At 41.8% G+C, this 25,535-nt stretch carries 21 protein-coding genes; 7 read left to right on the forward strand and 14 right to left on the reverse strand.

Features of this window, described 5'->3' with window-relative positions:
- Nucleotides 1–14: 14 nt before the first annotated feature.
- From JFU56_RS01670 to JFU56_RS01685, 4 genes are read right to left on the reverse strand one after another with little or no spacing between them, the layout of a single operon-like run.
- A complete protein-coding gene (locus tag JFU56_RS01670) occupies nucleotides 15–1,190 on the reverse strand; it encodes a dihydrolipoamide acetyltransferase family protein (protein WP_198435545.1) in 1,176 nt (391 codons plus the stop codon).
- Nucleotides 1,190–2,167, reverse strand: a complete 978-nt coding sequence (locus JFU56_RS01675; RefSeq protein WP_198435546.1) for an alpha-ketoacid dehydrogenase subunit beta — start codon at nucleotides 2,165–2,167, stop codon at nucleotides 1,190–1,192. Before JFU56_RS01675 ends, JFU56_RS01670 begins: the two co-directional genes overlap by 1 nt.
- On the reverse strand, nucleotides 2,164–3,270 hold the full coding sequence (gene pdhA, locus JFU56_RS01680; protein ID WP_198435547.1) for a pyruvate dehydrogenase (acetyl-transferring) E1 component subunit alpha: 1,107 nt from the start codon (nucleotides 3,268–3,270) through the stop codon (nucleotides 2,164–2,166). Before pdhA ends, JFU56_RS01675 begins: the two co-directional genes overlap by 4 nt.
- The gene (locus JFU56_RS01685; RefSeq protein WP_198435548.1) at nucleotides 3,257–4,372 is read right to left on the reverse strand and encodes an amino acid dehydrogenase; all 1,116 of its coding nucleotides are present in this window, start codon (nucleotides 4,370–4,372) and stop codon (nucleotides 3,257–3,259) included. Before JFU56_RS01685 ends, pdhA begins: the two co-directional genes overlap by 14 nt.
- A 610-nt stretch (nucleotides 4,373–4,982) precedes the next feature.
- Here JFU56_RS01685 and JFU56_RS01690 point away from each other — a divergent pair.
- Nucleotides 4,983–6,317, forward strand: coding sequence for a sodium-dependent transporter (locus JFU56_RS01690; protein ID WP_198435549.1), 1,335 nt, complete (start codon nucleotides 4,983–4,985; stop codon nucleotides 6,315–6,317).
- Nucleotides 6,318–6,462: 145 nt separating this feature from the next.
- Here JFU56_RS01690 and JFU56_RS01695 read toward each other — a convergent pair whose 3' ends face one another.
- From JFU56_RS01695 to JFU56_RS01735, 9 genes are all read right to left on the reverse strand, one after another.
- The gene (locus JFU56_RS01695) at nucleotides 6,463–6,852 is read right to left on the reverse strand and encodes a CBS domain-containing protein (protein WP_198435550.1); all 390 of its coding nucleotides are present in this window, start codon (nucleotides 6,850–6,852) and stop codon (nucleotides 6,463–6,465) included.
- Nucleotides 6,849–7,199 (reverse strand): P-II family nitrogen regulator, encoded by a 351-nt coding sequence (locus tag JFU56_RS01700; protein ID WP_198435551.1) that lies wholly within the window; start codon nucleotides 7,197–7,199, stop codon nucleotides 6,849–6,851. Before JFU56_RS01700 ends, JFU56_RS01695 begins: the two co-directional genes overlap by 4 nt.
- 86 nt (nucleotides 7,200–7,285) lie before the next feature.
- Nucleotides 7,286–8,095: a DUF1538 domain-containing protein gene (locus tag JFU56_RS01705; protein WP_198435552.1), complete on the reverse strand. Its 810-nt coding sequence runs from the start codon at nucleotides 8,093–8,095 to the stop codon at nucleotides 7,286–7,288.
- Entirely contained in the window at nucleotides 8,092–8,832 is a 741-nt protein-coding gene (locus tag JFU56_RS01710) for a DUF1538 domain-containing protein (protein WP_198435553.1), read from the reverse strand. Before JFU56_RS01710 ends, JFU56_RS01705 begins: the two co-directional genes overlap by 4 nt.
- 214 nt (nucleotides 8,833–9,046) lie before the next feature.
- Nucleotides 9,047–10,699: an AMP-binding protein gene (locus JFU56_RS01715; protein ID WP_198435554.1), complete on the reverse strand. Its 1,653-nt coding sequence runs from the start codon at nucleotides 10,697–10,699 to the stop codon at nucleotides 9,047–9,049.
- Nucleotides 10,700–10,729: 30 nt separating this feature from the next.
- Nucleotides 10,730–11,716 carry an acyltransferase gene (locus tag JFU56_RS01720; protein WP_198435555.1) on the reverse strand — a complete coding sequence of 329 codons (987 nt, stop codon included), beginning with the start codon at nucleotides 11,714–11,716 and terminating at the stop codon, nucleotides 10,730–10,732.
- Nucleotides 11,717–12,035: 319 nt separating this feature from the next.
- Nucleotides 12,036–14,279, reverse strand: coding sequence for a TonB-dependent receptor domain-containing protein (locus JFU56_RS01725; protein ID WP_198435556.1), 2,244 nt, complete (start codon nucleotides 14,277–14,279; stop codon nucleotides 12,036–12,038).
- A gap of 245 nt (nucleotides 14,280–14,524) precedes the next feature.
- Entirely contained in the window at nucleotides 14,525–15,046 is a 522-nt protein-coding gene (locus tag JFU56_RS01730; protein ID WP_198435557.1) for a hypothetical protein, read from the reverse strand.
- 101 nt (nucleotides 15,047–15,147) lie between these two features.
- Complete coding sequence (locus tag JFU56_RS01735; protein WP_198435558.1) at nucleotides 15,148–15,567, reverse strand: DUF3568 family protein; 420 nt, start codon at nucleotides 15,565–15,567, stop codon at nucleotides 15,148–15,150.
- Nucleotides 15,568–15,803: 236 nt separating this feature from the next.
- On the opposite strand from JFU56_RS01735, the gene JFU56_RS01740 reads away from it, so the two are divergent.
- Nucleotides 15,804–16,721: a bile acid:sodium symporter family protein gene (locus tag JFU56_RS01740; protein ID WP_198435559.1), complete on the forward strand. Its 918-nt coding sequence runs from the start codon at nucleotides 15,804–15,806 to the stop codon at nucleotides 16,719–16,721.
- Between the two features lie 131 nt (nucleotides 16,722–16,852).
- Here JFU56_RS01740 and JFU56_RS01745 read toward each other — a convergent pair whose 3' ends face one another.
- Nucleotides 16,853–18,061 (reverse strand): NupC/NupG family nucleoside CNT transporter, encoded by a 1,209-nt coding sequence (locus JFU56_RS01745; protein WP_198435560.1) that lies wholly within the window; start codon nucleotides 18,059–18,061, stop codon nucleotides 16,853–16,855.
- Between the two features lie 641 nt (nucleotides 18,062–18,702).
- On the opposite strand from JFU56_RS01745, the gene JFU56_RS01750 reads away from it, so the two are divergent.
- The 5 genes from JFU56_RS01750 to JFU56_RS01770 all read left to right on the forward strand — a co-directional run bounded on the left by JFU56_RS01750 (nucleotide 18,703) and on the right by JFU56_RS01770 (nucleotide 25,531).
- Nucleotides 18,703–19,875: an isovaleryl-CoA dehydrogenase gene (locus JFU56_RS01750; protein ID WP_198435561.1), complete on the forward strand. Its 1,173-nt coding sequence runs from the start codon at nucleotides 18,703–18,705 to the stop codon at nucleotides 19,873–19,875.
- A gap of 5 nt (nucleotides 19,876–19,880) precedes the next feature.
- Entirely contained in the window at nucleotides 19,881–21,488 is a 1,608-nt protein-coding gene (locus JFU56_RS01755; RefSeq protein WP_198435562.1) for a carboxyl transferase domain-containing protein, read from the forward strand.
- A gap of 105 nt (nucleotides 21,489–21,593) precedes the next feature.
- Complete coding sequence (locus tag JFU56_RS01760) at nucleotides 21,594–22,409, forward strand: enoyl-CoA hydratase-related protein (protein ID WP_198435563.1); 816 nt, start codon at nucleotides 21,594–21,596, stop codon at nucleotides 22,407–22,409.
- A gap of 24 nt (nucleotides 22,410–22,433) precedes the next feature.
- Nucleotides 22,434–24,557, forward strand: coding sequence for an acetyl/propionyl/methylcrotonyl-CoA carboxylase subunit alpha (locus tag JFU56_RS01765; RefSeq protein WP_198435564.1), 2,124 nt, complete (start codon nucleotides 22,434–22,436; stop codon nucleotides 24,555–24,557).
- A gap of 5 nt (nucleotides 24,558–24,562) precedes the next feature.
- Complete coding sequence (locus tag JFU56_RS01770) at nucleotides 24,563–25,531, forward strand: hydroxymethylglutaryl-CoA lyase (RefSeq protein ID WP_198435565.1); 969 nt, start codon at nucleotides 24,563–24,565, stop codon at nucleotides 25,529–25,531.
- The last annotated feature ends 4 nt before the right edge of the window (nucleotides 25,532–25,535 follow it).

Raw genomic sequence — 25,535 nt, forward strand, 5'->3', positions numbered from 1 at the left:
TCATTTCTATTACGTTAATCTTCCAGAGCCAGATCAGCCATTAATACCGCGAGGAATCGAGCCGCTTCTCCCCCTGTTATCGACCGATGATCAAACGTTAAAGACAGTGGTAGGAAAGTACGTTCAACAATACCGGATTGATCGTCACCTTTTTTAGCCAAGAGTAGTTGTTGAAATAAACGCCCCGTCCCCAATATTGCGACAGTAGGTGGCATTACAATCGGATTGGCATATTTACCCACCATACTGCCAAAGTTAGACAAGGTAATGGTACTGCCACGCAGATCATCTGCAGCAATTTTACGCTGTGTAACTAACTCTTTAATCGTGTTAATTTTGTCCCGCATCGCCTCGGCACTGTAATTTTGTGCATCACGGATAACGGGAACAAATAAGCCATCCTTAGTATCAACAGCTAACCCTAGATGCATAGGGTTAATAATACGACGACCGATGGCATGGCTGTCATACCACGCATTTAGCGTGGGTTCGGCTTCACAAGCCAGCGCCATTGCTCGTATCATTCGAACCGTTATATCACCATGAGCAAACCAAGGTGTAATATCTGCATCATCATGTAGCGTAACAGGCACCACTTCGGCATGTGCTTGTGCCATGGCTTTTGCCATACTGCGACGCACGCCTTTTAATGGTACCAACTCACCAACATCAGCAAAAATTTTAACGACACGCTCCACATCAGCAGCTGTAACCGTGCTGTGTGGGCCCGAAGGCGTAACTATCGCTAAATCGATATTATATCTATGTGCGAGCGCACGAACTGCTGGCGTGGCTTTAACACCAATACTGCTACCCGATACCGATTGAGCTGTTTCTTTTAATTTAACTTCAGATGTGTGCAGTTCACCCACAACAGAGTTTGACGTTTTAGTCGGCTCCGCGGCTTGCTCTGAACCAGTGCTCGTAGCTATATCATCGCGGTCTGAAACCCCTGCTTCTTCAGAAAACTCAACAAGCGGATCGCCGGTATGAATAATATCGCCAACGTCGCCGTACAATTTCACCACTGTCGCATTCTCTGGACAGGGTATTTCGACAATCGCTTTAGCCGTTTCCATCGATACCATTAACTGGTCAGCAGTCACCATATCACCAGGTTTAACGAACCATTCAACAATCTCGGCTTCGGGTAAACCTTCCCCTAAATCAGGTAATTTGAATATATGCATTAGAACTCCATGACATTATTAACGGCGGTAACAATTCGCTCCACACTGGGCATATAGTATTTTTCCATTTTAGCCAGCGGCATGATGGTGTCGTAACCGCTTACCCGCATGACAGGGGCTAGCAACGTCATCAACCCTTCTTCCGCAATAATGGCGGCAATTTCAGAGGCTACACCACCGCTTCGCGGCGCTTCTGACACAATGACACAGCGACCGGTTTTAGCTATCGAGCTTAATATCGTGGTTTTATCAATTGGTTTGATACAAGCAAGGTCGATCACTTCAGCAGATATATTTCGTTCGGCTAATTGCTCTGCCGCTTGTAAGGTTTCATATAACATTGCCCCCCAACTGACTAGCGTTACATCTGTCCCCTCACGTAAGGTAAAGCAAACATCTAGCGGTAAAGCTTGGCCATTATTGTCAACCGATTCAGTCTGTAAACGATAAATTCGTTTCGGTTCTAAAAACACCACAGGATCAGGATCTCGGATAGCAGCAAGTAGCAAACCATAAGCACGACCAGGAGAAGAAGGAATAACAACACGTATACCAGGAATATGAGCAAAAATAGCTTCGGTACTTTCGCTATGGTGCTCCGGTGCATGTATACCACCACCATACGGTGCTCTAAGCACCATAGGACAGGTCAATCGACCACGAGTACGATTACGCATCCGCCCAGCGTGGCATAAGAACTGATCGAAAGCAGCATAGATAAAACCCATAAATTGAATTTCTAGCACTGGTTTCATACCTTGAGCTGCTAACCCAATCGCCATGCCGCTAATCAGTGATTCAGCTAATGGGGTATCAATAACGCGATCACGACCAAACTCAGCCTGCAAGCCTTCCGTCGCGCGAAAAACACCGCCATTAGCACCGACATCTTCGCCCAGCACGATAACGTCTTTATCTTCAGTCATTGCATCAAACAAAGCATGATTGACGCCATCAATAAGTGTCATGTCCTTCATTTTTCACCTTCCTGTAATAACGTATTTCGCACTTGATCTAACTGATCCAAATAATGGTCAGGTAAGGTTTCATACAAATACTCAAACATAGCCGTTGGTGATGCAGGGGGAATAGCAAGATAACGTGCTACCGCAGCATCAATTTCATCGCTACACGCTTCTTCGATCTGCTCGATACCTGCGTTATCAATGATCATTTCATCCAAGAGCAAACTGCGCAGTCGTGCCATAGGCTCTTTCTGCCAAGCCTCCCCAACATTGTCCACATCGCGATAACGGGATGCGTCATCGGCAGTGGTATGGTCGGATAAACGATAAGATATGGTTTCAATAAGATGAGGTCCTTTCCCGTCTCTTGCTCGGTCGATAGCGGCTTTTATTTTGAGGTAACATGCGATCACGTCATTACCGTCGACTTGCTCGCAACTCACACCACCAGCAATGGCTTTTTGCGCTAAGGTTTCACAGCTTGATTGTTCATCTCGTGGTAAAGAGATAGCCCACTGATTATTGTTAATGATGAATACCAATGGCAGATCCCATACGCCTGCCGCATTGACGGATTCATAAAAGTCACCTTTTGATGTTGCCCCATCACCACATACCACCACTGCAACACGCGGTTCCCTGCGTAACTTCATGGCATAACTGATACCGACAGCATGACAACACTGACTCGCAATCGGAATAGTGCAAGGCATGTCTTCTCGTGGTCCTTGAAAATCCATTCCGCGTTCATCACCACCCCAATACATCAAGATCTCTTCAGGTTTGACTCCGCGAATAAGCACTGCAGCCGTTTCTCGATAAGCCTGAATAAACACATCTTCTTCACGCATTGCTTTACCAATCGCAGCCCCAACCGCCTCTTGACCAAGGCAAGAGGCATAAGTGCCAAGGCGACCAGTACGTTGCAGCGCAATAGCTTTGCAATCAAAAGTGCGGGTAAATAACATCCAGCGATAAAATTCAACCAACAATTCGCTGCTCACGCCCGCAACAGAAAAGTACTCTAAGGACTCCGATAATCGCCCTGTTTCATCCAGATATTGGGTGTAGCCAACGCGGAAGGTATTCTCAGCCTGCTGTTTATTTTTGCTCATGGTCATCTCCGGAAAGTGGTCCCATCAATATCTGTTCAGCCAAACTATTCGCGACATCAACTGTTGAACGGTTTTGTTGCTCTGCTTGCCTGAATATGGCCAATAATGTGTCATATAATGCTGCCAGCTTATGTTGTACAACATCTGGTTTGTTCAAATAGGATATTTGTAATATGCCACCTGAATTTATTACATAATCAGGTGCGTAAAGAATATTTCTTTCCGCTAACCTTGCTGTCAGAGTAAGATTCTGAAGTTGGTTATTAGCAGAGCCAGCAATGATAGACGTATTTAGCCGTTCGATAGTATTAGGATTTATCACCTGACCTAGGGCACATGGCGAAAAGACATCACAATCGACAGCATAAAGATCATCACCAGTGACAATATCTGCATCAAACTCATCAACAAGCCGTTGCGTTGCTTGGATATTTGGATCTGCAGCCGTTAGCTTAGCGCCGTCATGATGCAGTAACTTAGCTAACGCATACCCCACGTTACCGACCCCTTGGATCGCAATATGTAAACCAGTAAGTGAGTCACGTTGCAGCTTAAATTTAACCGCGGCTTTAATGCCGTAATAGACCCCCTTCGCTGTATGCGGAGATGGATCACCCGAGGCCAACCCTGCGGTCGTGGTACACATAACATGGTCAGTTTGACTGGCTATCACATCCATATCCGCAATCGTCGTACCACTATCCATCGCGGTGATATAGCGTCCATTGAGGCTCTCGACAAACCGGCCAAACGAGGCAAACAGCGCCTTACGATCTGTTAAGTGCTTAGGCTTTAAGATAACGGCTTTACCGCCGCCAAAGGGTAATTTATTAATGGCTGTTTTATAACTCATCCCGGCCGCTAAACAGCAGGCATCCGTAATCGCAGCATGTGTCGAAGGGTAATCAATTATTCGACAACCACCAATAGCAGGACCTAACTTGGTACTGTGAATTGCGATAATTGCTTGTAATTGCGTTTCTGGGTCTCGCCAAAAGTGCACATCGCTGAATGGATATTGCTCAGCCATGTCAAATAGATCTATCGACTCTCTCGGTATTTTCGATTCTTTCGACACTTCCGATTCTATGTAGCTTGCCATGAACGGTTCTCCAACCTTAGGTTGTGAATACCCTGAAGATGCACAGTTAATTACATTTTAAGTCGTTGGGTATACAGGAGGTTACTCTATGAATAACTATAGACACGATACACAACAGTGCCCATGACCAGACAGGCGATATTGACTAATCGAGATAGAATCGAAAGATCATAAAGGCAGAATAGTGAGAAATCGAGACTGATATTCAACAAACTAAGGACAAGGTTTTATTGCCGCCAGATAAATTGATACAGCAGAAGGGCTAGAGCCATGGAATGCAAGCTTTACAGTGGTTAAATATACAACAGCAAGAGTTTAAAATCGAAAAAATAGTATCAATAATGATAGTGATACATTCTGACAATTATAATTTAGAGGATATTTTACGCCATTAGTATCAACATTGTTTGAATAATGCACTAACTACAAATTCAAAAGTAAAATATACGCCCTCCGGGCTTTTAATAATACGATAAAACTGTTCTACTTGTCATCAATCTAATCAAAATCTAATTTCAACTGAGTGTACACATAAGTTTACACGCTTATATCGGTATATGCTCAGTAAAATTATTCACTAACTCGACAAGATATACGTTGGAATAAAATAATGGCAACAGGTTCAAGAGCACAGTTTTCGTCTAAATTCGGCTTCATCATGGCTGCAGCAGGTTCTGCAGTTGGTGTAGGTAATATTTGGGGCTTCCCAACACAGGCAGCAAGTAATGGCGGCGCAGTCTTTTTACTTGTTTATCTATTAATGGTATTTGTTTTAGCATATCCATTATTAGTTGCTGAGTTAACGATTGGTCGTCATGGTCAAGCAAACCCGATCAAATCAATCCAGTCAATCTGGCCAAAACAAAAAATGGCGGCGGCGGGCTTAGGTATCGCAGGCATGGTTGCAGTATCGTTAATCTTAAGTTTCTACGGTATTGTTGCGGGTTGGTTGCTAGGTTCATTATTTGCCCCTATCTTCTCATTACTTGGCCTTGAAAGCGCTGCGACCTGGATTGAATCATTCAGCACTGAACGTAACCTAGTGATGATGATATTGTTTATGTTCATTACTATACGCGTAGTGAGAAGTGGTGTTACCGATGGTATCGAACGTTGGTCATCTCGCTTAATGCCGATGTTATTCGTATTATTTGGTCTAATGACTGCTTACATCTTAACGCAAGATGGCGCAAGCGAAGGCCTGGCTATGTACCTTATTCCTGATTTCTCACATTTAAGTTCAGACTTAGTGATCAGCGCGATGGGTCAAGCATTCTTCTCATTGTCTTTGGGTGTATGCACAATGATGGTTTACGGTTCATACCTAAGCAAGAATACCAACATTCCAAAAACAGCAGCACAAGTTGCCTTGATTGATACGGGTGTTGCATTCGCTGCGGGTCTATTGATTCTGCCGGCAATGTTCGTTGCTCAAAATAACGGTGTTGAAATATACGATGCTTCAGGCGCATTATTAAGCTCTGATACATTAGTATTTACGGTATTGCCTGCAATGTTCGATACTATGGGTAGCACTGGTATTATCATCAGCATCTTATTCTTCATACTTATGGTTATTGCGGCGTTAACCTCATCGATCTCGATGTTAGAAGTACCAGTATCATGTGCAATGGAAGAGTTAAACAAAGAACGTAATACTGTTGTTTGGTGGATTGGCGGTATCATTACGTTAGTATCAGCAATCATCGTATTTAACTTCGGCGATTTATTTGGCTTAGTAATTACAGCAACGACTGTTTATGCACAACCTATCTTAGCGTTAATCTTTGCATTACTTGTCGGTTGGGTGTGGCGTCGTGATCAACTGCTAACTGAAATCAAACAAGGTAACCCAGAACTTGAACAAGGTTTATTCTGGAAGATCTGGCCTTGGTATGTACGCGTTGTATGCCCTGCACTAATCATTTTAGTATTAGCGTCATAATCTAGCGTTAAGCTGGTATTACAAAAAGTATTAAAGAGAGCATTATAAAAAAGGCAGCTACTGGATACATTCCAACTAGCTGCCTTTTTATTATCTACACTCTTTCTTAGCTACAATCTATGTTTTTATCTACCGTTCATGCCTGTTATAGCTCGTGTAAAATCAATTCCTTATAACCTACTAATCCCAGGATTTCTTCATTTTCAATCACAGGTGTATGTGAAAAGCTAAAGCGTTCAAACAAACGTGCACAGTAACGAATGTCCATTTCTGGCGGTACCGAGACAATTGGCTTGGCCATGATTTCATAAATGTTAACGCGATCGGGTGAACGGTCTTTCGCCAATACTTGTTTAGCGATATCTGACAGTACCAAAATACCATATGCGTCATGCTGGTCACGCTTGTTAACAATAATAACCTTAGTATCATGTTCTTTCATTGCTGTAATAGCTTCACGAACCGTTTGCATTCCGTCCATGCAAATATAGTTTTGTGTCATTACCGCATTAGCTTTAATTACTACTTTACTCACAGTTCGTTCTCCACAGCTTTCGTTAATTGACTAATTTGATGATTAACACCAACAGCATCTTCTACATCGATTTGTACTGCAATACCTGAACCCGGCTTTTCATCAAACTGACCGACTTTGTTAATTTCTTCTAAAATATGTCGGCTTAAATGCTCTTCGACAATAAAAAGTAAAACATCACGCTGAGTTTCTAGCGTTAATCCAAAAAAGGTTTTCGATTGCTTAAGGCCTTCACCTCTGGCGTTGTTAATAATAGTGGCACCTGTCGCCCCCGCACTGCGCGCTGCATCCATGATACCGTCAGTAATGCCAGCCTCTACAAAGGCAACGATTAATTTAAAATGCATTTAATTCTCCAACAATTCAAAAATTTTACTGTGATTTTTTATTACGATTACGCTCGTTACAGCTATAACTCGTCACTGCTTACCAGTTAATCTGTTGCCACGTTTTTATCTCGCGTACTGATCCACTGCGATATTTGTGCGTATGCCATCACCGACATGATCGGGAATAAACTCGCAAAGGCAATAAGACCAAAGCCATCAATAATAGGATTACGACCAGGTACAGTTTCAGCTAATCCAAGTCCCAACGCCGCAACTAAAGGAACGGTCACAGTCGAGGTTGTTACACCGCCAGAATCATAGGCCAATGGGATTATCAATTTAGGTGCCACTAGGGTTTGTAATACGACCACCACATAGCCAGCCATGATGTACCAATGGATAGGGTCGCCGACAACAATACGATAGCAACCCAGTGAGATACCAATTGCAACACCAAGCGCCACAGAGAGACGTAAACCCCACACACCGATAGCGCCGCCCGATACCTCATTGGCTTTAATCGCGACCGCAATTAACGACGGTTCAGCGATAGTGGTCGCGAAACCAATTAAGAAAGCGAAAAGGTAAACCCAATAATAATCAGTCCAAACCAGCTCTCGCACTGTTTCTGTAACGATTTCAACATTATTCACTCCCGCTATAAACGCGGGATCCGTCAACTGCTGCGCCATTAGCCGGCCCAGTGGAAATAACGCCCACTCTAAGCCAATTAAAAACAGCGACAAGCCTAAAAGCACCCATAAGAAACCCATTAGCACTTTGCCCAAATTCGGCAGCGGTTTACGAATAACAGCAAATTGAAAACCAAATAATATAGCCGCAATGGGCAACACATCATGAAATGTGGCCGCAATCGTCGACCCTATTTGATTTAACATATCAATAAAGGTCATAGCATCACCATTCCATAAGCCATTACAAAAATCATCGGGTTAAGCGACGCTAACGCGATCAGACCAAAACCGTCAATCATCGGGTTTCTGCCTTTAATAGATGAAGCAAGACCAACACCCAGTGCAGTGACCAGCGGTACTGTAATCGTCGACGTGGTTACACCGCCCGAATCATACGCAATACCGATAATCTCAGGTGGCGCAAACATCGTCATGATCACCACCAGTACATACCCGCCAATAATGAACCACTGTAACGGCCAGCCTTTGATAATACGCAATACACCAAGCGCAATTGCAATACCGACACTCAGCGCAACACTCATTCTTAAGCCTTGTGCATAGTCATCCATCGCAATTTGCGTTGTACCAATAAGATCACCACTAGCAGCAACTCGTGCGGCCTCGGCGGCAACAGCAATGAGTGCGGGTTCGGCTACCGTGGTACCAAAACCCAAGCAAAAAGCAAAAGTTAATAGCCAGCCAACGCTACCTTTACGCGCAAACGCATGCGCCATTGATTCGCCAATAGGAAATAAGCCTTGTTCCAGGCCATGAATAAAGAAGGTTAGTCCTAGCAGTACAAACAGCACGCCAATAAGCAGCTGACTGACATTCGGTAATGGTTGTTGAATAACCACTAACTGAAAGAATAAGATGACAATAATAATGGGAGCAAGATCCCTGATACTTCCCAACATGAATTTAACTAGGGTTTTAAACGTGTTAACCAACATAGCCTCCTTGATTAGATTAATCACGCGGATACTAACGTACTGGAAAACTAAAAAATTGATCTAAATCAATGGAATTAGAGCTAACCCCATAGAGGTGCATTTAACAACAGTTAAACCTTGACTTAACTCACATGCAACAACAATGATAGATAAAGAAGCATTAATATTTATTTATGTAATCATAAAATTTGCTATTTACATAACATTAAACCGCCTATCCACTAAACCGTACGCTTGTATAAATTTGCTCTAGCTCTGCAACACTACATCGCTGCCAATGCTCAGGTAATTCGTTTCTTAAACAATGCTCTAGTTCAATAGATAAATAGACAAAAGATAATGAGTCAGCGTTTAAACTATGGAAATTTTCGTCGGGAGATAGTTCAGTTAAATTTAATGCTTCAATAAATAAGTGGCTAATACTCTCCCATTCTTTCTCATTTAACTCTAAAATATTTGAAATAGAACATAAGGTACGCTTAAAAAAACCAACGGTAGGCTTTTTATCGGCATGATTTGCAATCGTCATAAAATCATATTTCCCATTAGAGAGTAATGGAATATCATCAAATAGAGTGATGATGAATTTATCACGTGGTAATGAATAATAGCAGCTTAATCGTGTCAGTAACTGAGTTTTATCGACATCACCATGGCCTGATTCCAAGGCAATAACAATCGCCTTATCATTACCCGTCACTGCACTTTGCGGATAATCGGTTTTAACGAAGCTTTGCACATCATCGAGATTAATTCGTAATCCAAATAGTTTTACAAATCGTTTAGTACGGCCGACTAAATAAAAAAGATCATGATACGTTCTACAAGCAATATCACCTGTAAATAACACATCAGGTGTCTCATCGTCAGCTAAACCTGCGACTGAGTTGGCATAGCCCATCATCACGTTATTACCACGGTAAACAAGCTCACCTGATTTATCTAGCGCTTTAATCTCGTTACCTTCTCCATCAACAATATAGAGTTCGCCCTGCGGAATAGCGCGGCCGATGGAATTTGGAAAATCGACAGTCAGATGTGGTGGCAAGTAAGAGATCCTCGGCGAGGCTTCAGTCTGCCCATACATGACAAAAAAATCGACCCCATTAGCTTGCGCTTGTAATGCATATTCTTTGACTAAAAAACCTTCTAGCTTACCGCCTGCTTGCGTGACATAGCGTAAAGTAGGGTATGTTTTAAAATCAAAATTGGTCTTTAACAAAGCTTCAAAAGTATAAGGTACACCTGCAAAACTGGTCGCAGAATATGTCTCTAAGTCATGCCAAAACCCTGTATCTAATACGCAGTGAGCGGTAAAAACGGTACATGCGCCAGCTTGTAAGTGAGATTGTAAAATAGATAAACCATACGCATAATGTAATTTTAGATGAGCTAGAGCAATATCATTTTCAGTCAAATTTAAGTACTCGACTATCGACTCCGTATTTGACTGGATATTAGTAGCACTTAGCTTGACGAATTTTGGGGTTCCCGTTGTGCCAGATGTCGACAGCAACAGAGTTAAATTTGAATGTAACTGATAATTGCACTGTGAGTGCTGCTGAATTTCCCCAAGCCCATTTATAAGCAGATTAGGGTTATAACTATTAATAAGTTCAATCGATTTATCACTACTAAAGTTATCCATAAGGTAAACAACTTTATTACTTTTCAAGCAAGCTAAATAGCTAACCACCGACAAGATCGTATTTTTTGATTCAATAAATACTAATTCTTTGTTATTTCCGAGTTGCAGGGATAGTACATTAGCTTGATGCTCAAGTTCCGTGTAGGTTATGCGCTCACCACTGACTGCATCAATGACTGCAATATTATCTTGAAATCGGTCTAAGTCATTAAAGAACATACACACCGCCTACTTCTAAAAATAATTAGGTCATAATCCGATAAACAATTTAGATCTCTGTTTTAAAATCATCTTAATGATCACAAATGAAGATAACGACAGAAAAAGTGTCATTGCAAAACTTACTGATGCAGCAAATAACCCCGTCACTTCAACACTAAGGTATTGGTTATATACTATCCGGATGGTCGATATAAAATAGCCGTGCACAAAATATAAATAAAAACTTAAACGCGCGAACATATTGAGACATTTATTTTTCTTAGATAAATAGCGTTTTGTAAATGCTATCAAGATCACCGACAACGCCATTTTCCACAATAAATCGACTGATGTATTAAATGCGCCATCCCATGATAATGAAAGATAAATAATGATATAACCGACTAATATTATGCCACTATACTTTGTTAGCATTTCATAAATATTCGGTCGCTGCCAAAGTAACATACCCAATAAGTAGGTTGGTAAAAAATACACCGTCCAAATTACGTTATTCACACTAAAATCAGGGCGTCCAAACCACAATGCAGGTATTAACGACAGTATAAAAAAAATACCTAATAACTGCTTATTTTTAATATATAGAAAGCTAGGGCTGAAAATATAAAGTGGAATGATCATGGGAATAAACCACAGTGTGACGAGATGTGCCCCTGACAGCATAAAATACAGATATTGATATACTGGACCTAAACTATGTAACCAATTAATATCAAGCCAAAAATGGGTGTTTTTAAGCCCTGACATATAAATAACAATAGCTGGAATGGAAACGAAAAAATAAGGGATAATAACAATTTTAAATTTATGTTTTAAGTAATCAACATAATTAAAATTGGTCGATAACGATGAAAATAGATAACCTGCCACAACTACAAATAATATAGTGGTATTATCAAGTAATAATTCAAGAGCATACAACACCGGTGAGCCATCATTATTAATCGTGCCAATCGCATGAATTAACATAATTAATAGAATTGCAATCCCTCTAAAATTATTTATAAATTGCATCGTATCCCTACCTTCAACTTGTACCGCGACAACCAGTTTCCACTCATTTATCACTATAGAAGTATGGTAGAAATAACTTCAATTTCATGGCGCAGTTAGGTAAAAAGTAAGAGAATATAATACCTTACTTTATGGAATATAATTATATGCCAATATCTATAAAATGGCCAAAACCCAGACAAAAGAAAAGGTTAAAAACCACCTAGCAGCAATAATAAATGAAAGTAATTATATTCACTTATTATTGCATAAGAAAGTATCAGGTGATTTACAACACTGCGTTATTTACCGTCATTATATCAATGATATTTAAACCTGATTAAAACGTATAAGCGACATTCGCACGGACCTCCCGACCCGCTGCCGCAACACCATTAGATAGATAAGGTTCGTAATAGCGATCGGTCAAGTTCTTAAGCGTTAATCTCATTGTTAACTGCTCTTTATCTTTCAACGGTTGCCATTTCACATAAATATCTTGCAATGTATACGACTCACTTGCAGTGTTAACAACATAACTCGTTGTTGGCACATCATCTTGTGCATCATACCAACGTAAGTCCCAACCGGTTGTTAACCCTCTAATCCATTCATAACCTAGTCCAACATTAATATTCAATGGTGGTATACCCGGTACATGATCATCAGGACCAGTGGCATCTTTCCATGAACCATTATGTTTACCTTGGATACTCACCAATGATGAATTAGCATAAAAACCATTAAGGCGATATTGCCCCATCAGCTCAAAGCCGTAGGTTTTAAAACCATCGAGGTTTACACGCCAACCTTGCTGAGTACCATCCACCCTTTTGGCTTTCATACGCTGACCAATATCATTTTCGACCTCATTATAAAAGCCTGTTATTTGACCTGCGAATTGATCGTTATGCGTAAAAACACCCACTGTATGATTGGTTAAACTTGTGCTAAACGCATGTACACGCTCGGCATCAAGGTCACGACTCGTCGCTTTGGCGCCACCCGCTTTAGCATATTGAACGGAGTAAATATCATCAATGGTTGGCGCTTGGAACGCATAGGCATACGCCACGTTCAAACTTGTGTTATCGGTAACATAATAATCTAACTCAATTCGAGGACTCCAGCCATCGTGCGACACCGCACTATAATCATGCCCTACCGTAGGATCATTGTAGTCACTGGCTAAATTTCCTTTACCTTCGCTACGCACATAGTCATAACGAATTGAGGGGCTGATTAATAAATCATCGGTAATTTGATAACCGTCAGCGATATAAAATGAGTAAGTTGACTGAGTACCAGACGGCTCATAATAAGGCGTGTAAATACCAAAATTTTTCGATGCTTTCGTTGCATAAGTGCGGTTGCTTACCAGTGAATCACGATCTTGGTATTGATACTGTAAGCCTGCCGTGATCGTATGATCACCTAATTGCGCAGTATTATTCAAATCAGCAAAATGACGCTCATATTCAAGGTCTGAAGCATGCCCGTATGAACCAGGGTTTACATACATGTAGCTTTTATTTTTGCTACCGTCAGGATTGTACTTATTCCAGGTAAAATCGGGGCGTTCCCAGTGACGTTTATTTTCCGAAACTGACAAGGTTAAATCAACATCAACAAGCGCACTAATTGGGTTATAGCGATAATTTGCCGTGGTGACATTATTGGAATATTTGTTATAAACCGTATAAGCCAGCTGCGCCCTTTCTACCGAGCCGTATTTATCGATATGGCGTTGTTTTATTTCAGGCATAGTTCCACGGCGTGTTGCCCATGGTTTACGCCCTTCATCAAAAAATTCGCTGTGACTGAATGCAACACGATGTGCACCAACCTCATAACTCATTTTAGCTAACCAGTTTTTTTGCTCTGAACCCGAAAATTTTACCGTATTGCCATTACCGTCGGTCATATCTTCGGTATTTCTCGTAATACCATTAACCAAGTATTGAAAACCGCCTGTTTTACCGTAAGCAGTCACATTGTAACGCTGATTATTATCACCGCTGTTAAAACCTGCTTGTACACGAACACCGAAGCTTTCACCTTCACGCAACAGATCTTCAGCATTTTTCGTTTTAACGCGGATCGTACCACCAGTGCCACCGTTACCGGTTTTATAATCATGTGCACCTTTGGTCACTTCAACTTCGCCAATCATACTCGGATCAAAGAAGAAGCTACCATAACGGTATTGCTGAAAGCCAATGGGCGCACCGTCAACATAGAAGGCCAGATCTTCAGTTGCAGAAAAGCCACGAATATTAATACGTTCACCACCCTGGCGCGCACCGCCATCAATGGTAACACCTGGAATAGTATCGAGTATTTCGGCTACATTATTGGCTTGTTGCTCTTCAATTTGTTCTCTGGTAATTAACGATTTACCCGGTTGGTCTACCGTAATAGCACGTTCAGAGTCATTCGCGACAATCGTTGTCACATTTTGCTCTGATTGCGCTGCAGCTGAAACATTTAAGCTAGAAATAACCGCCAGTGCGACGGCATTAAATTTAAATAAGTTATTAAGTGTAAATGTAGTATTAAGTTTGAATGTTGTGTTAATGCGCATTTCATTTGTCTATAAGGTTTGTAAAGGCACATTCTAGACAAAATGAAACTCAAATGATAATTATTATCATTTGAGTTTTGTAAGCATTTGTAAGATTCCAGTTCGTTGGTTCAACAATGACGGTAATGATGGTATTAAATATCAACATTAAGATTGTGAGTAGTGGTTAACACTAAGCATACATAACTCGTTTTATGTTATTGACTACTCATAACTTGTTAATTAATGGTTTAGTTATTCATTTATCAGCAGTTTATTGATGCGTAATAAATGTCTGACTGCTTCACTTTCTTAAATTCAAACTCTGCAGCGCCTTGTTTATCAACATAATTGAAACGCATCGTATCAATCTCATCAACAGGTATATTAAATTCAACCTGATACCAAATCGATTCTTTATCCCCTTCGTCAGTCGCTCTACGATGCTGTAAAGACACAGCCATCGGCAGTAACACATCTGCACCGTCATTAACTGACATATTAACATTGTCAGGAGTGAGCTCATGCCCAAAGTCTGCTGTTTGTAAATAAACGGTCGCGCTTAATAATACGCCTTCTTCCCAATGTGGAAAGATTGAGATATCAGTATCAGCAAGCGTTTTAGTAAGGCCGTCATATTTAGCTTTGTGATAACCACAGCTTTGACTTTTAGCCAGTTCACTGTCGTTATTCGCATTCATCGGTTTGAAATAAGTGCGGGTTGTCGGAAAAACAGCGCAAGCGCTCAACGTAGTTATCATTAATAATACACAACACAATCTTTTCATTTCAACTCTCAATATCCCATATAAATGCGCATTATGAACACTGGAGTTGAATTTTTCTATATGTATCTTTATTAAAACTTATTGTTTACTTAATTACTTCGTTATTCACTTAATTGGCATTCAACATTCAGCTCTTTGCAGATCCTAAATACACCATCAAGAACGCGGCTGCTGGCATTATTTTCGTCTCCGCTACTGTCAGCACTAATCGTTAATTGAGAAAGGCCACGGCTCACTTTCGCGATCTTAATCGAAGCAGCGGTATCAGCCTGATTAATATCTAACAACATAGCAGCATCATCTTGCTTTACTATATCGACGTTTTCATTACTGTTTACAACTTTAAGCGCTGTCTGGTAGACATTACTCGCAGGTGCTTTTATATCGACTGTTGCCACTTCATGACTTTGACTTTTGTAGTACATCACAGCACCGACGGTTGCAGCACCAAGACCTGCACAACCAGATAACAATGCCGTAGAGAATGCAGTAAATAATAAAATAATGAGATTTTTCTTCATAGTAAAGACCTTGTAATATTTTAAGTATGCTCAAACCTATAAACAATTATATATTATTATTCTGATAAAATATGACACATACGAATTAACTTTACTTTTCAATAACAACTTGAATACAATCCGCCCTGTAAATATCAAGGAAATACTTAACTAATCATTAATATACAATAATTTATAGAACATTAACGAAGTATTTTATTATCTAATTTTTCTATTTTAAAGGGATTAAAATCAAGATGGATATTCCGACTATTAACCTACTTAATTTAACGCTAGGCGGGTTCAATGTCTCTGATATTGCAACAGGCGCATTAATTCTCATGATGACAACAATGGGGTTAACACTCAAACTAAGTGACTTCTCGCGTATTATGACGCAACCACTGCCCGTCATCACTGGACTATTGATTCAATTACTTGCTTTACCTGCTATCGCATTTTTACTTATTGCAATTTATGACCCTGCGTTCCCCATTGCGATTGGCATGATCATTTTGGCTTGCTGCCCGAGTGCCGCCACTTCTAATTTTTTCACCCACATCGCTAAAGGTGATGTGGCACTATCGGTGACGATGACAGCAATAAGCGGTATTATTGTCGTGTTTACCACACCGCTATTTATTAACTTAGGCTTTATGAATTTAACCGGTGAAGGTCAAACGATTTACTTACCTCTACTGCCATCAATGCTTCAAATTTTAAAACTGATCATCTTACCTGTTGCCGTTGGCATGACTCTTCGCCATTTTGCATCGTCGCTGGCACAAAAAATCGAGCCATACGCGACTAAATTGTCCTTTGCGTCCATCTTATTAGTGATGTGTATCTTGTTCGCCGAAGTTTACCCAAGCTTAGACATCATTATTGAGTTGGCTTTAGCCCCCGTGCTGACACTGAATATTGTCATGATGGCGCTTGGTGTGACTATTGCAAAAGTACTCAAACTCAATACTCAACAAGCTCGCTCTATTTGTGTTGAAATTGGTATTCAGAATTATGTACTCGCCGTGGTCATTGCTATTACGATACTAAAACAACCTGAATTTGCGATCGCAGCGATTGTTTATTTATTCACTATGTACGTATGCGTATTTGCCTTTATTGCGTATTGCCGCTTCCAGGATATGACGATGAATAAAACAGTGCGTAATTAGCTCTATTGTTCATAAACAGTAAGTAATTTTGTTTTTCATAAACCGTCAATAGCAAAAAGGCCCACTTCAACAGTTCGTTAAAGTGGGCCTTTCATTTTATTACTCAGCTTACTGCGTTATTTTAAAAACCATTATAGGCTAATGAAAATACCCGCTAATGCCGCACTCATTAAGTTAGCAAGCGTTGCCGCTAATACAGCTTTAAAGCCTAAGCTTGCAACATCTGAACGACGTTCTGGCGCCATTACACCGATAGAACCAATTTGAATTGCGATAGAGCCAATGTTAGCAAAACCACACAATGCAAACGTGATAATAACTTGGCTATGCTCAGAGATAGTTTCTTTAACTGCAGCAAAGTCCATGAAAGCAACAAATTCATTCAAAATCATTTTTTGACCAATGAACGAACCAGCAATCAGCATTTCATGTTCAGGTACACCAATCATGTACGCTAGTGGTGAGAAGATATAACCCAGTACACTTTGCAGTGTTAAGTTTTCAATACTTATCCAGTTACCGACCATTTCCAAACCAGCGTTAGCCATGGCAATCACACTCACAAATGCAATTAACATAGTACCGATAGCAACAGCGACTTTCATACCATTCATCGCACCAGCAGCGAGTGCATCAATTGCATTACTGTGTTCACTTTTTGCCATTTCGATATTAGTATCTTCAGTCACCGTTTCTTGTTCTGGCACTAATAATTTTGCCATCAACAAACTACCCGGAGCAGCCATGAAACTTGCTGCAATAAGGTATTTAAGCTCTACGCCTAAGCCTGCATAACCGCCTAGAACACTACCAGCAACCGATGCCATGCCACCTGTCATTACTGCGAACAATTCTGAACGTGTCATTTTTGGTAAGAAAGGTTTAACTAATAATGGCGATTCACCTTGCGATAGGAAAATGTTACCAGTTGCCGCTAATGATTCAACACGACTTGTACCAAGAAACTTCTGGATACCGCCGCCAATCACTTTAATCACCCACTGCATTACACCGATGTAATAAAGTAGTGAAATAAGCGCACTAATAAAGATAACTAACGGTAATACGCGGATCGCGAAGATAAAACCTTCTGTCGCTAAATCACCAAATAAGAATTGAATACCCACATCGGCAAAACCTAGAATGCTCGCAACACCACTACTCATCGCGCCTAGCATGCTTTGGCCAAGTGAAGAGTAAAGTACAATCGCAGCAAAACCAGCTTGCAAGAATAGTGCACCACCGACGGTACGCCAATTGATTGCTTTACGGTTTTCTGACAGTGCGCATGCACATAAAATAAGTACTAAAATACCAACTAAACTAATTAACAACTGCATTATTTCATCCTGTTCTTAAAAATCGATGTATAAAAATGAAGGTGTGATACCAATTGGAATAAAATTTAGATGGCAGTAAACGCAGGAGAAATTAACACCCAGCGGGATTAATTTAGACCTGATTAGTGATCAGTATTTTATTGCAATGGGTATTACGTGCATTGGTATATAAGGTGAGGAAAAACAGCATTTTTAGAAAAAATAATCTAGTCAGTCCGCCCAATAACAACATACGAGTCACCTTGATAGCAAGCTACAGTCACGCTGGTCCAAATCCTTGGGTCGTTCACATTTCCTTGGTGACGGCTTGTAACTAAGGTGGCTAAACTCGATGGTTCTGGCCGGAACGGAATTATATAGAGATCTACATCACATTAATAACTTTATTTATCATTTTATTGTTAAAGTTAAAACAATGGTTATAAATTAAACTTTATCGATAATTTTTCAACTAATACCAATATTCACAGCTAACACGATAACGCCAGCGTCTTATCACCAATCAAATTGGCAACCCAGTCGTTAACTACCATACTCAAATTAATGCATAGCCAAATGAATGAAAGACAAGCTTAATTCACTAATTAAGTCATGATCTGAGTTACAGCAATCCACCTCACTTTCCGAATAAAGGAACGAAGATGCCAAACGCCTACTCGTCACTTAACTTCGCCCTCGGTGAAACTATCGATCTGTTACGCGATAGCGTTGCCGCGTTTGCCAATGATGAAATTGCACCACGCGCAGCGCAAATCGACCAAGACAATTTATTTCCTGCAGATATGTGGCGCAAGTTTGGTGACATGGGACTACTTGGTATCACTATCGGTGAGGAGTATGGCGGCGTTGAGATGAACTACCTTGCGCATGTGATTGCCATGCAAGAGATAAGTCGCGCTTCAGCGTCGGTTGGGTTGAGCTACGGTGCCCATTCGAATCTGTGTGTGAATCAAATTTTTCGCCATGGGAACGCTCAACAAAAATCCACATACCTGCCCAAACTGATTAGTGGCGAACATGTCGGGGCATTAGCAATGACAGAACCCAATGCTGGATCTGACGTGGTGTCAATGAAACTCAGTGCCGTGCTAGACGGCGATGATTATGTGCTTAATGGCAACAAAATGTGGATCACTAATGGACCGGAGGCCAATACCTACATTGTCTATGCCAAAACAGCCCCTGATTTGAATAGCCATGGTATTACCGCTTTTATCGTTGAACGCGGTTTTACTGGATTTAGCCAAGCGCAAAAACTCGATAAATTGGGCATGCGTGGTTCCAATACCTGTGAACTTGTATTCCAACACTGCCGAGTACCCAAAGACAATATCCTTGGCCAGCTCAACCAAGGTGTGCAAGTACTGATGAGTGGTCTTGATTATGAACGTCTTGTATTAACGGGCGGTCCATTAGGCATTATGGATGCGTGTATGGATCTGGTTGTCCCCTACATCCACCAGCGTCAACAATTCGGAAAATCCATTGGTGAGTTTCAACTCGTACAAGCTAAAATAGCGGATATGTATAGCCAGATGAATGCCGCAAAATGCTATACCTACGCGGTTGCGCGTGCTTGTGATAACGGTGAAGCAAGCCGTAAAGATTGTGCGGGAGTGATCTTATATTGCGCTGAATTAGCCACCAAAATGGCACTTGATACCATCCAATTATTAGGCGGTAATGGCTACAGTAATGAGTATCCTGCAGGCCGCTTATTACGTGATGCCAAGCTTTATGAAATTGGCGCTGGTACATCAGAAATGCGCAGAATGCTTATTGGTCGTGAACTGTTTAACGAATCAAAAGGATAGCGTTTATGGCTAAAATCGGAACTTCGATAAACACCAAGCAACCTCTGTTTATGGCAAAGCAACAGGCCATGCTCACGCTTGTTCAACAACTCGAACGCAATGTGGCACAAGTCAAAAAAGGCGGTGGGGAAATAGCCCAACAGCGTCACTTATCCCGTGGAAAAATGCTCGCTCGTGAGCGTATTGATGCATTATTAGATACAGGTTCACCATTACTCGAACTCGGGCAATTTGCCGCTTGGCAGTATTATGACGATGATGTGCCCGCTGCGGGTGTCGTTGCTGGTATTGGCCGAGTAAATGGTATCGAATGCATGATTATCGCCAACGATGCCACCGTTAAAGGCGGGACTTATTATCCACTCACAGTTAAAAAGCACTTACGCGCGCAAGAAATAGCTGAGCGTTGCTGCCTGCCCTGTATCTATTTAGTTGATTCTGGCGGTGCGTTTTTACCCCGCCAAGATGAAGTGTTTCCCGACCGCGACCACTTTGGCCGCATCTTCTTTAATCAAGCGAATATGTCCGCCAAAGGTATTCCACAAATAGCCTCCGTAATGGGCTTATGTACAGCTGGAGGGGCCTATGTACCAGCAATGGCTGATGAATCTATTATTGTAAAACAGCAAGGTACTATCTTCCTAGCTGGCCCTCCGTTAGTGAAAGCGGCCACGGGTGAAGAGGTCACAGCGGAAGAACTCGGTGGCGCAGATGTGCACTGTAAAATATCAGGTGTTGCCGATCATTATGCCGAAGATGACGCCCACGCATTACAACTCGTACGTCAAGCTATCGGCAATATCAATCATGTGAAGCAAGCTCATTTAACCGTTAATCCCAGCGTCCCACCACGCTTTGATAGCTTAGAGCTATACGGTATTGTCGGCACTGACTTAAAAAAACAATTTGATGTAAAAGAAGTCATTGCGCGCATAGTCGACAACTCTGAATTAGATGAATTTAAGCAATATTATGGATCTACATTAGTTTGTGGATTTGCGCGTATTCATGGCTACCCTGTCGGTATTATTGCTAATAATGGCGTGTTATTTTCCGAATCAGCACAAAAAGGCGCGCACTTTATACAGCTGTGTTGTAAACGTAAGATCCCGTTAGTCTTCCTGCAAAATATCACTGGTTTTATGGTCGGTAAGAAATATGAAGCCGAAGGCATTGCGAAACACGGTGCGAAAATGGTGGCGGCGGTGTCTTGCGCACAGGTACCTAAATTTACGGTCATTATTGGCGGTAGTTACGGCGCAGGTAATTATGGTATGTGCGGCCGTGCTTACGACCCCACGCTGTTGTGGATATGGCCAAATGCTAGGATCTCGGTCATGGGAGGAGAACAAGCCGCGAGCGTGCTTAGCCAAGTCAAAAAAGACGGTTTAGCCCGTAACAATAAAACCATGACCTATGCAGAAGAAGCCGAGTTTAAAGCTCCGATCATTAAGCAGTATGAAACTCAAGGCGATCCTTATTATGCTAGTGCGCGTTTATGGGATGACGGTATTATCGATCCGCTTCAGACCAGACAAATATTAGGATTAGCAATATCTGCGGCATTAAATGCACCGATTGCCGATACCCAGTTTGGCATTTTCAGAATGTAGCTGAAAGCAAAGTAGCTGAGTGCACATAACTGAATAAAAAAGAAATTAATAAAGAATCACTTAATAAAATGTCACTTATTTAAACCACACCGTTAGGATCCATGAATGACAAAACAATCCGAACAGTTAAACATCATCAATGCAGAACATTTCCACACGACGATTGATGATCGCGGTATCGCCACTATCACCCTGACTCGCCCCAAGGTACGTAATGCTTTTAATGCAGAAACGATTCATCATCTGCTAACCACATTGGCCGTATTAAAACATGATCCGGCTGTACATATCTTACTGTTAAGAGCCCAAGGGCAGCACTTCTCTGCTGGTGCCGATATAAACTGGATGAAAGATGTCGCCAAATTAGGTTACCAAGAAAACCTTGCTGACGCGGCTCAATTAGCCAAATTGATGGACAAATTAAATCAATTTCCTAAACCAACACTAGCCCTACTACAAGGTGCTTGTTTTGGTGGGGCTGTTGGTCTAGTAGCATGCTGTGATATTGCGCTGGCGACATCAACAACATCCTTTTGCTTAAGTGAAGTGAAAATAGGCCTTATACCAGCAGTAATAAGCCCTTATGTCGTCACTGCCATGGGAGTAAGACAGGCTCGTCGCTATTGCCTGACAGGTGAACTCTTTAGCGCAGCTCAAGCTTTAGAGTATGGCTTACTCCACCAGATTGGGGATGATTTAGATTCACTCGCAGCGCCCTTTATCGATAACCTACTTAACAACAGCCCAGCGGCAATGCAAGCAGTAAAATCCCTCATTCATGATATTAACAACCACGCCATCAACGACACATTAATTGCAGATACCAGTCAACGTATCGCCGCAATTAGGGTAACGAGCGAAGCGCAAGAAGGGCTAGATGCATTTCTAAATAAACGCCAACCCCACTGGGCTAAGGGCTAAGGAATAAAAATAAGGAATAAGGCTATGTCGCACCAGGTTTCATCGCTATCATCTTTCAATAAGGCACATTTCAATAAAATACTGATCGCTAATCGCGGCGAAATTGCCTGTCGTATTATCGTGACAGCGCAGCGTCTTGGCATAAAGTGTGTTGCTATTTATTCAGCTGTAGATACCAACGCGCGCCATGTAAAAATGGCGGACGAAGCCTTTTATCTTGGGCCTGCCTCAGCGACAGAATCTTACCTTAATAGCCAACGCATACTCGACATAGCGCAACAAGCCAATGTCCAAGCTATCCACCCCGGTTATGGTTTTTTATCCGAAAATGCAGATTTTGCCCAAGCCTGTACACAACAAGGATTAATCTTCATCGGCCCAAGCGTTGAGGCAATTACCAGCATGGGCAGTAAGAGCGCAGCAAAATCCATAATGGCCGCCGCTAATGTACCACTTGTGCCTGGCTATCATGGTGACGCGCAAGATGAATCCACATTAGAACAACAATCACAACAAGTCGGCTACCCCCAACTGCTCAAAGCGGTATATGGTGGCGGCGGTAAAGGCATGCGTATTGTCTATAATGCTGAAGAGTTTAGCCAAGCACTCGCCGCGACCAAGCGTGAAGCCATGGCGAGTTTTGGTAATGACGATATGCTGATAGAACGCTACTTAACTAAAACTCGTCATGTTGAAATTCAAATATTTAGCGATAATCACGATAACTGTATTTACTTATCGCAGCGGGATTGTTCGATTCAACGTCGTCATCAAAAAGTACTCGAAGAGGCTCCAGCTCCAGCACTACCGCAGGCAATTCAAGTCGCGATGGGAGAAACAGCAGTCGCAGCGGCTAAAGCCATTCATTATCAAGGCGCGGGCACGGTCGAGTTCTTGTATGATGAACAAGGTCAATTCTATTTCATGGAGATGAACACCCGCCTGCAAGTAGAACATCCCGTCACAGAAATGGTCACGGGATTAGATTTGGTCGAATGGCAGTTATATATTGCCAATGGAGCGCCCTTACCGCTAACTCAAACACAAGTTAAAGTCACTGGCCATGCTATCGAAGTGCGTATCTACGCCGAGGACACCGACAAAGACTTTATCCCCGCTAGTGGTCACATTGCTTTTTTAAATCAACCTATCGAATCCAAACATGTGCGTATTGATACTGGCGTTATTGAGGGCGATGAAATCAGCCCCTATTACGATCCTATGATTGCTAAGATAATTGTTTGGGATCATACTCGCGACTTGGCGATCACACGATTAAAAACCGCGTTGTCTAATTATAAGATCGCGGGTATTAAAACCAACATTGGCTTTCTCACACAGTTGTCACATGTGCCTGCGCTGCAAAAGGCCAACCTTAATACGGATTTTCTACAGACCCATGCAGCGCTATTATCAGTAGTACCAGACAATATTAATTATGCGTTGCTCTTAGCAGCCCTGGCCTTACAACTTCAAGCTAAACAGCCTAATGCACTTAATCACACATTGAATAGCGACATCGAAGCTCATCACTCTCCCTGGGCACAAACAACAGGCTGGCGTTTAAATCAACCAGCGACCAACACGGTGAAATTAGCGACAGCGAATAACTCTCAAGCACAAGAGCAGCACCAATACAGCCTAGATGTGACAACGCTCACTCAAGGTTATCAAATTAAGCTGCATAGCCATGCTAATGAACAGCAAGAGTATCAAGTTCACGGCGAACTCTTGGGCCATGAACTCGGCGCATTTATTGATGGCCATAGAGTAAAGGCAACCGTGGTGATATCCGCATTGCAGGTTACCGTGTTTTATGCCGGAAAGACTACATTGCTATTTCGCCAAACGGCGAAACAGATTACGATGCAAAATAACAGCTCTACAACTAATATTAATACTACAGCAGACACAAAAATAACTGCACCAATGAATGGCGTTATCGTCAGTGTGCTCTGTCAACCGAATCAAGTTGTCGAGGCTGGTGAACCGTTAGTCGTGATGGAAGCGATGAAGATGGAATGCAACATAACCGCACCAACAGCTGGCACAGTAATAACAGTGTGTTATCAAGATGGTGACATGGTTGAAGATGGTGCTGAATTAATACAGTTAACCCCTTCTCCCATACTTGATAACAAGGAATGAGCCTGATGGCAATATTACCGCTGAATACGCTAAACCAACCCTCTAACAATCAATATAAACTGCCTGAACGCGTTAAAATTGTTGAGGTTGGTCCCCGAGATGGTCTGCAAAATGAAATAGCGATAAGTCTAAATGATAAAGTGTCACTGGTTAATATGCTCAGCCATACCGGATTAAGCATGATTGAATCGGGAAGCTTTGTATCCCCCAAATGGATACCACAAATGGCCAATAGTGGTGAACTATTTAGACGTATTAAGCGCACTAAAGGCGTAACTTACTCAGCATTAACACCTAACTTAATCGGTTTAAATGCTGCAATTTCTGCCAATGCCGATGAAATAGCTATTTTTGGTTCTGCATCAGAAAGCTTTAGCCGTAAAAATATAAACTGTTCTATTACCGATTCATTACGCCAATTTGAACCGCTTGTGAAACAAGCTCTCGCTGCAGGTTTACCTGTGCGAGGTTATATATCTTGTACTCTTGGGTGCCCATATGAAGGTTATATCAGCATTAATAAAGTCGCTAAAGTCGCGCAACAACTACAGCAAATGGGCTGCTATGAAATTAGCCTTGGCGATACCGTTGGAGTTGGTACGCCGGAAGCCACTAAAACCATGATTAACGCAGTGAATCAGTATGTACCAGTCGATAAGTTAGCTGTTCATTTTCATGATACTTATGGTCAAGCACTGGCGAACATCTATGCCGCATTACAATTAGGCGTGAGTGTTATCGACAGTGCAGTGGCGGGATTGGGTGGCTGCCCTTATGCTCAAGGTGCTTCAGGTAATGTCGCCAGCGAAGATGTGGTGTATATGCTCAATGGATTAGGCATTGAATCTGGTGTTGATTTAAGCGAGTTAATCGTCGTAGGTAACTTTATTAGTGAACGCTTAAAACGTAGCAATGGTTCAAAAGTCGCTCAAGCTTATCCCGCAGCGCAAGCACGGTTTCAATCATTAATATGAGGTG

This window comes from Moritella sp. F3 (assembly GCF_015082335.1).
In the GTDB taxonomy this organism is placed as follows: Bacteria; Pseudomonadota; Gammaproteobacteria; order Enterobacterales; family Moritellaceae; genus Moritella.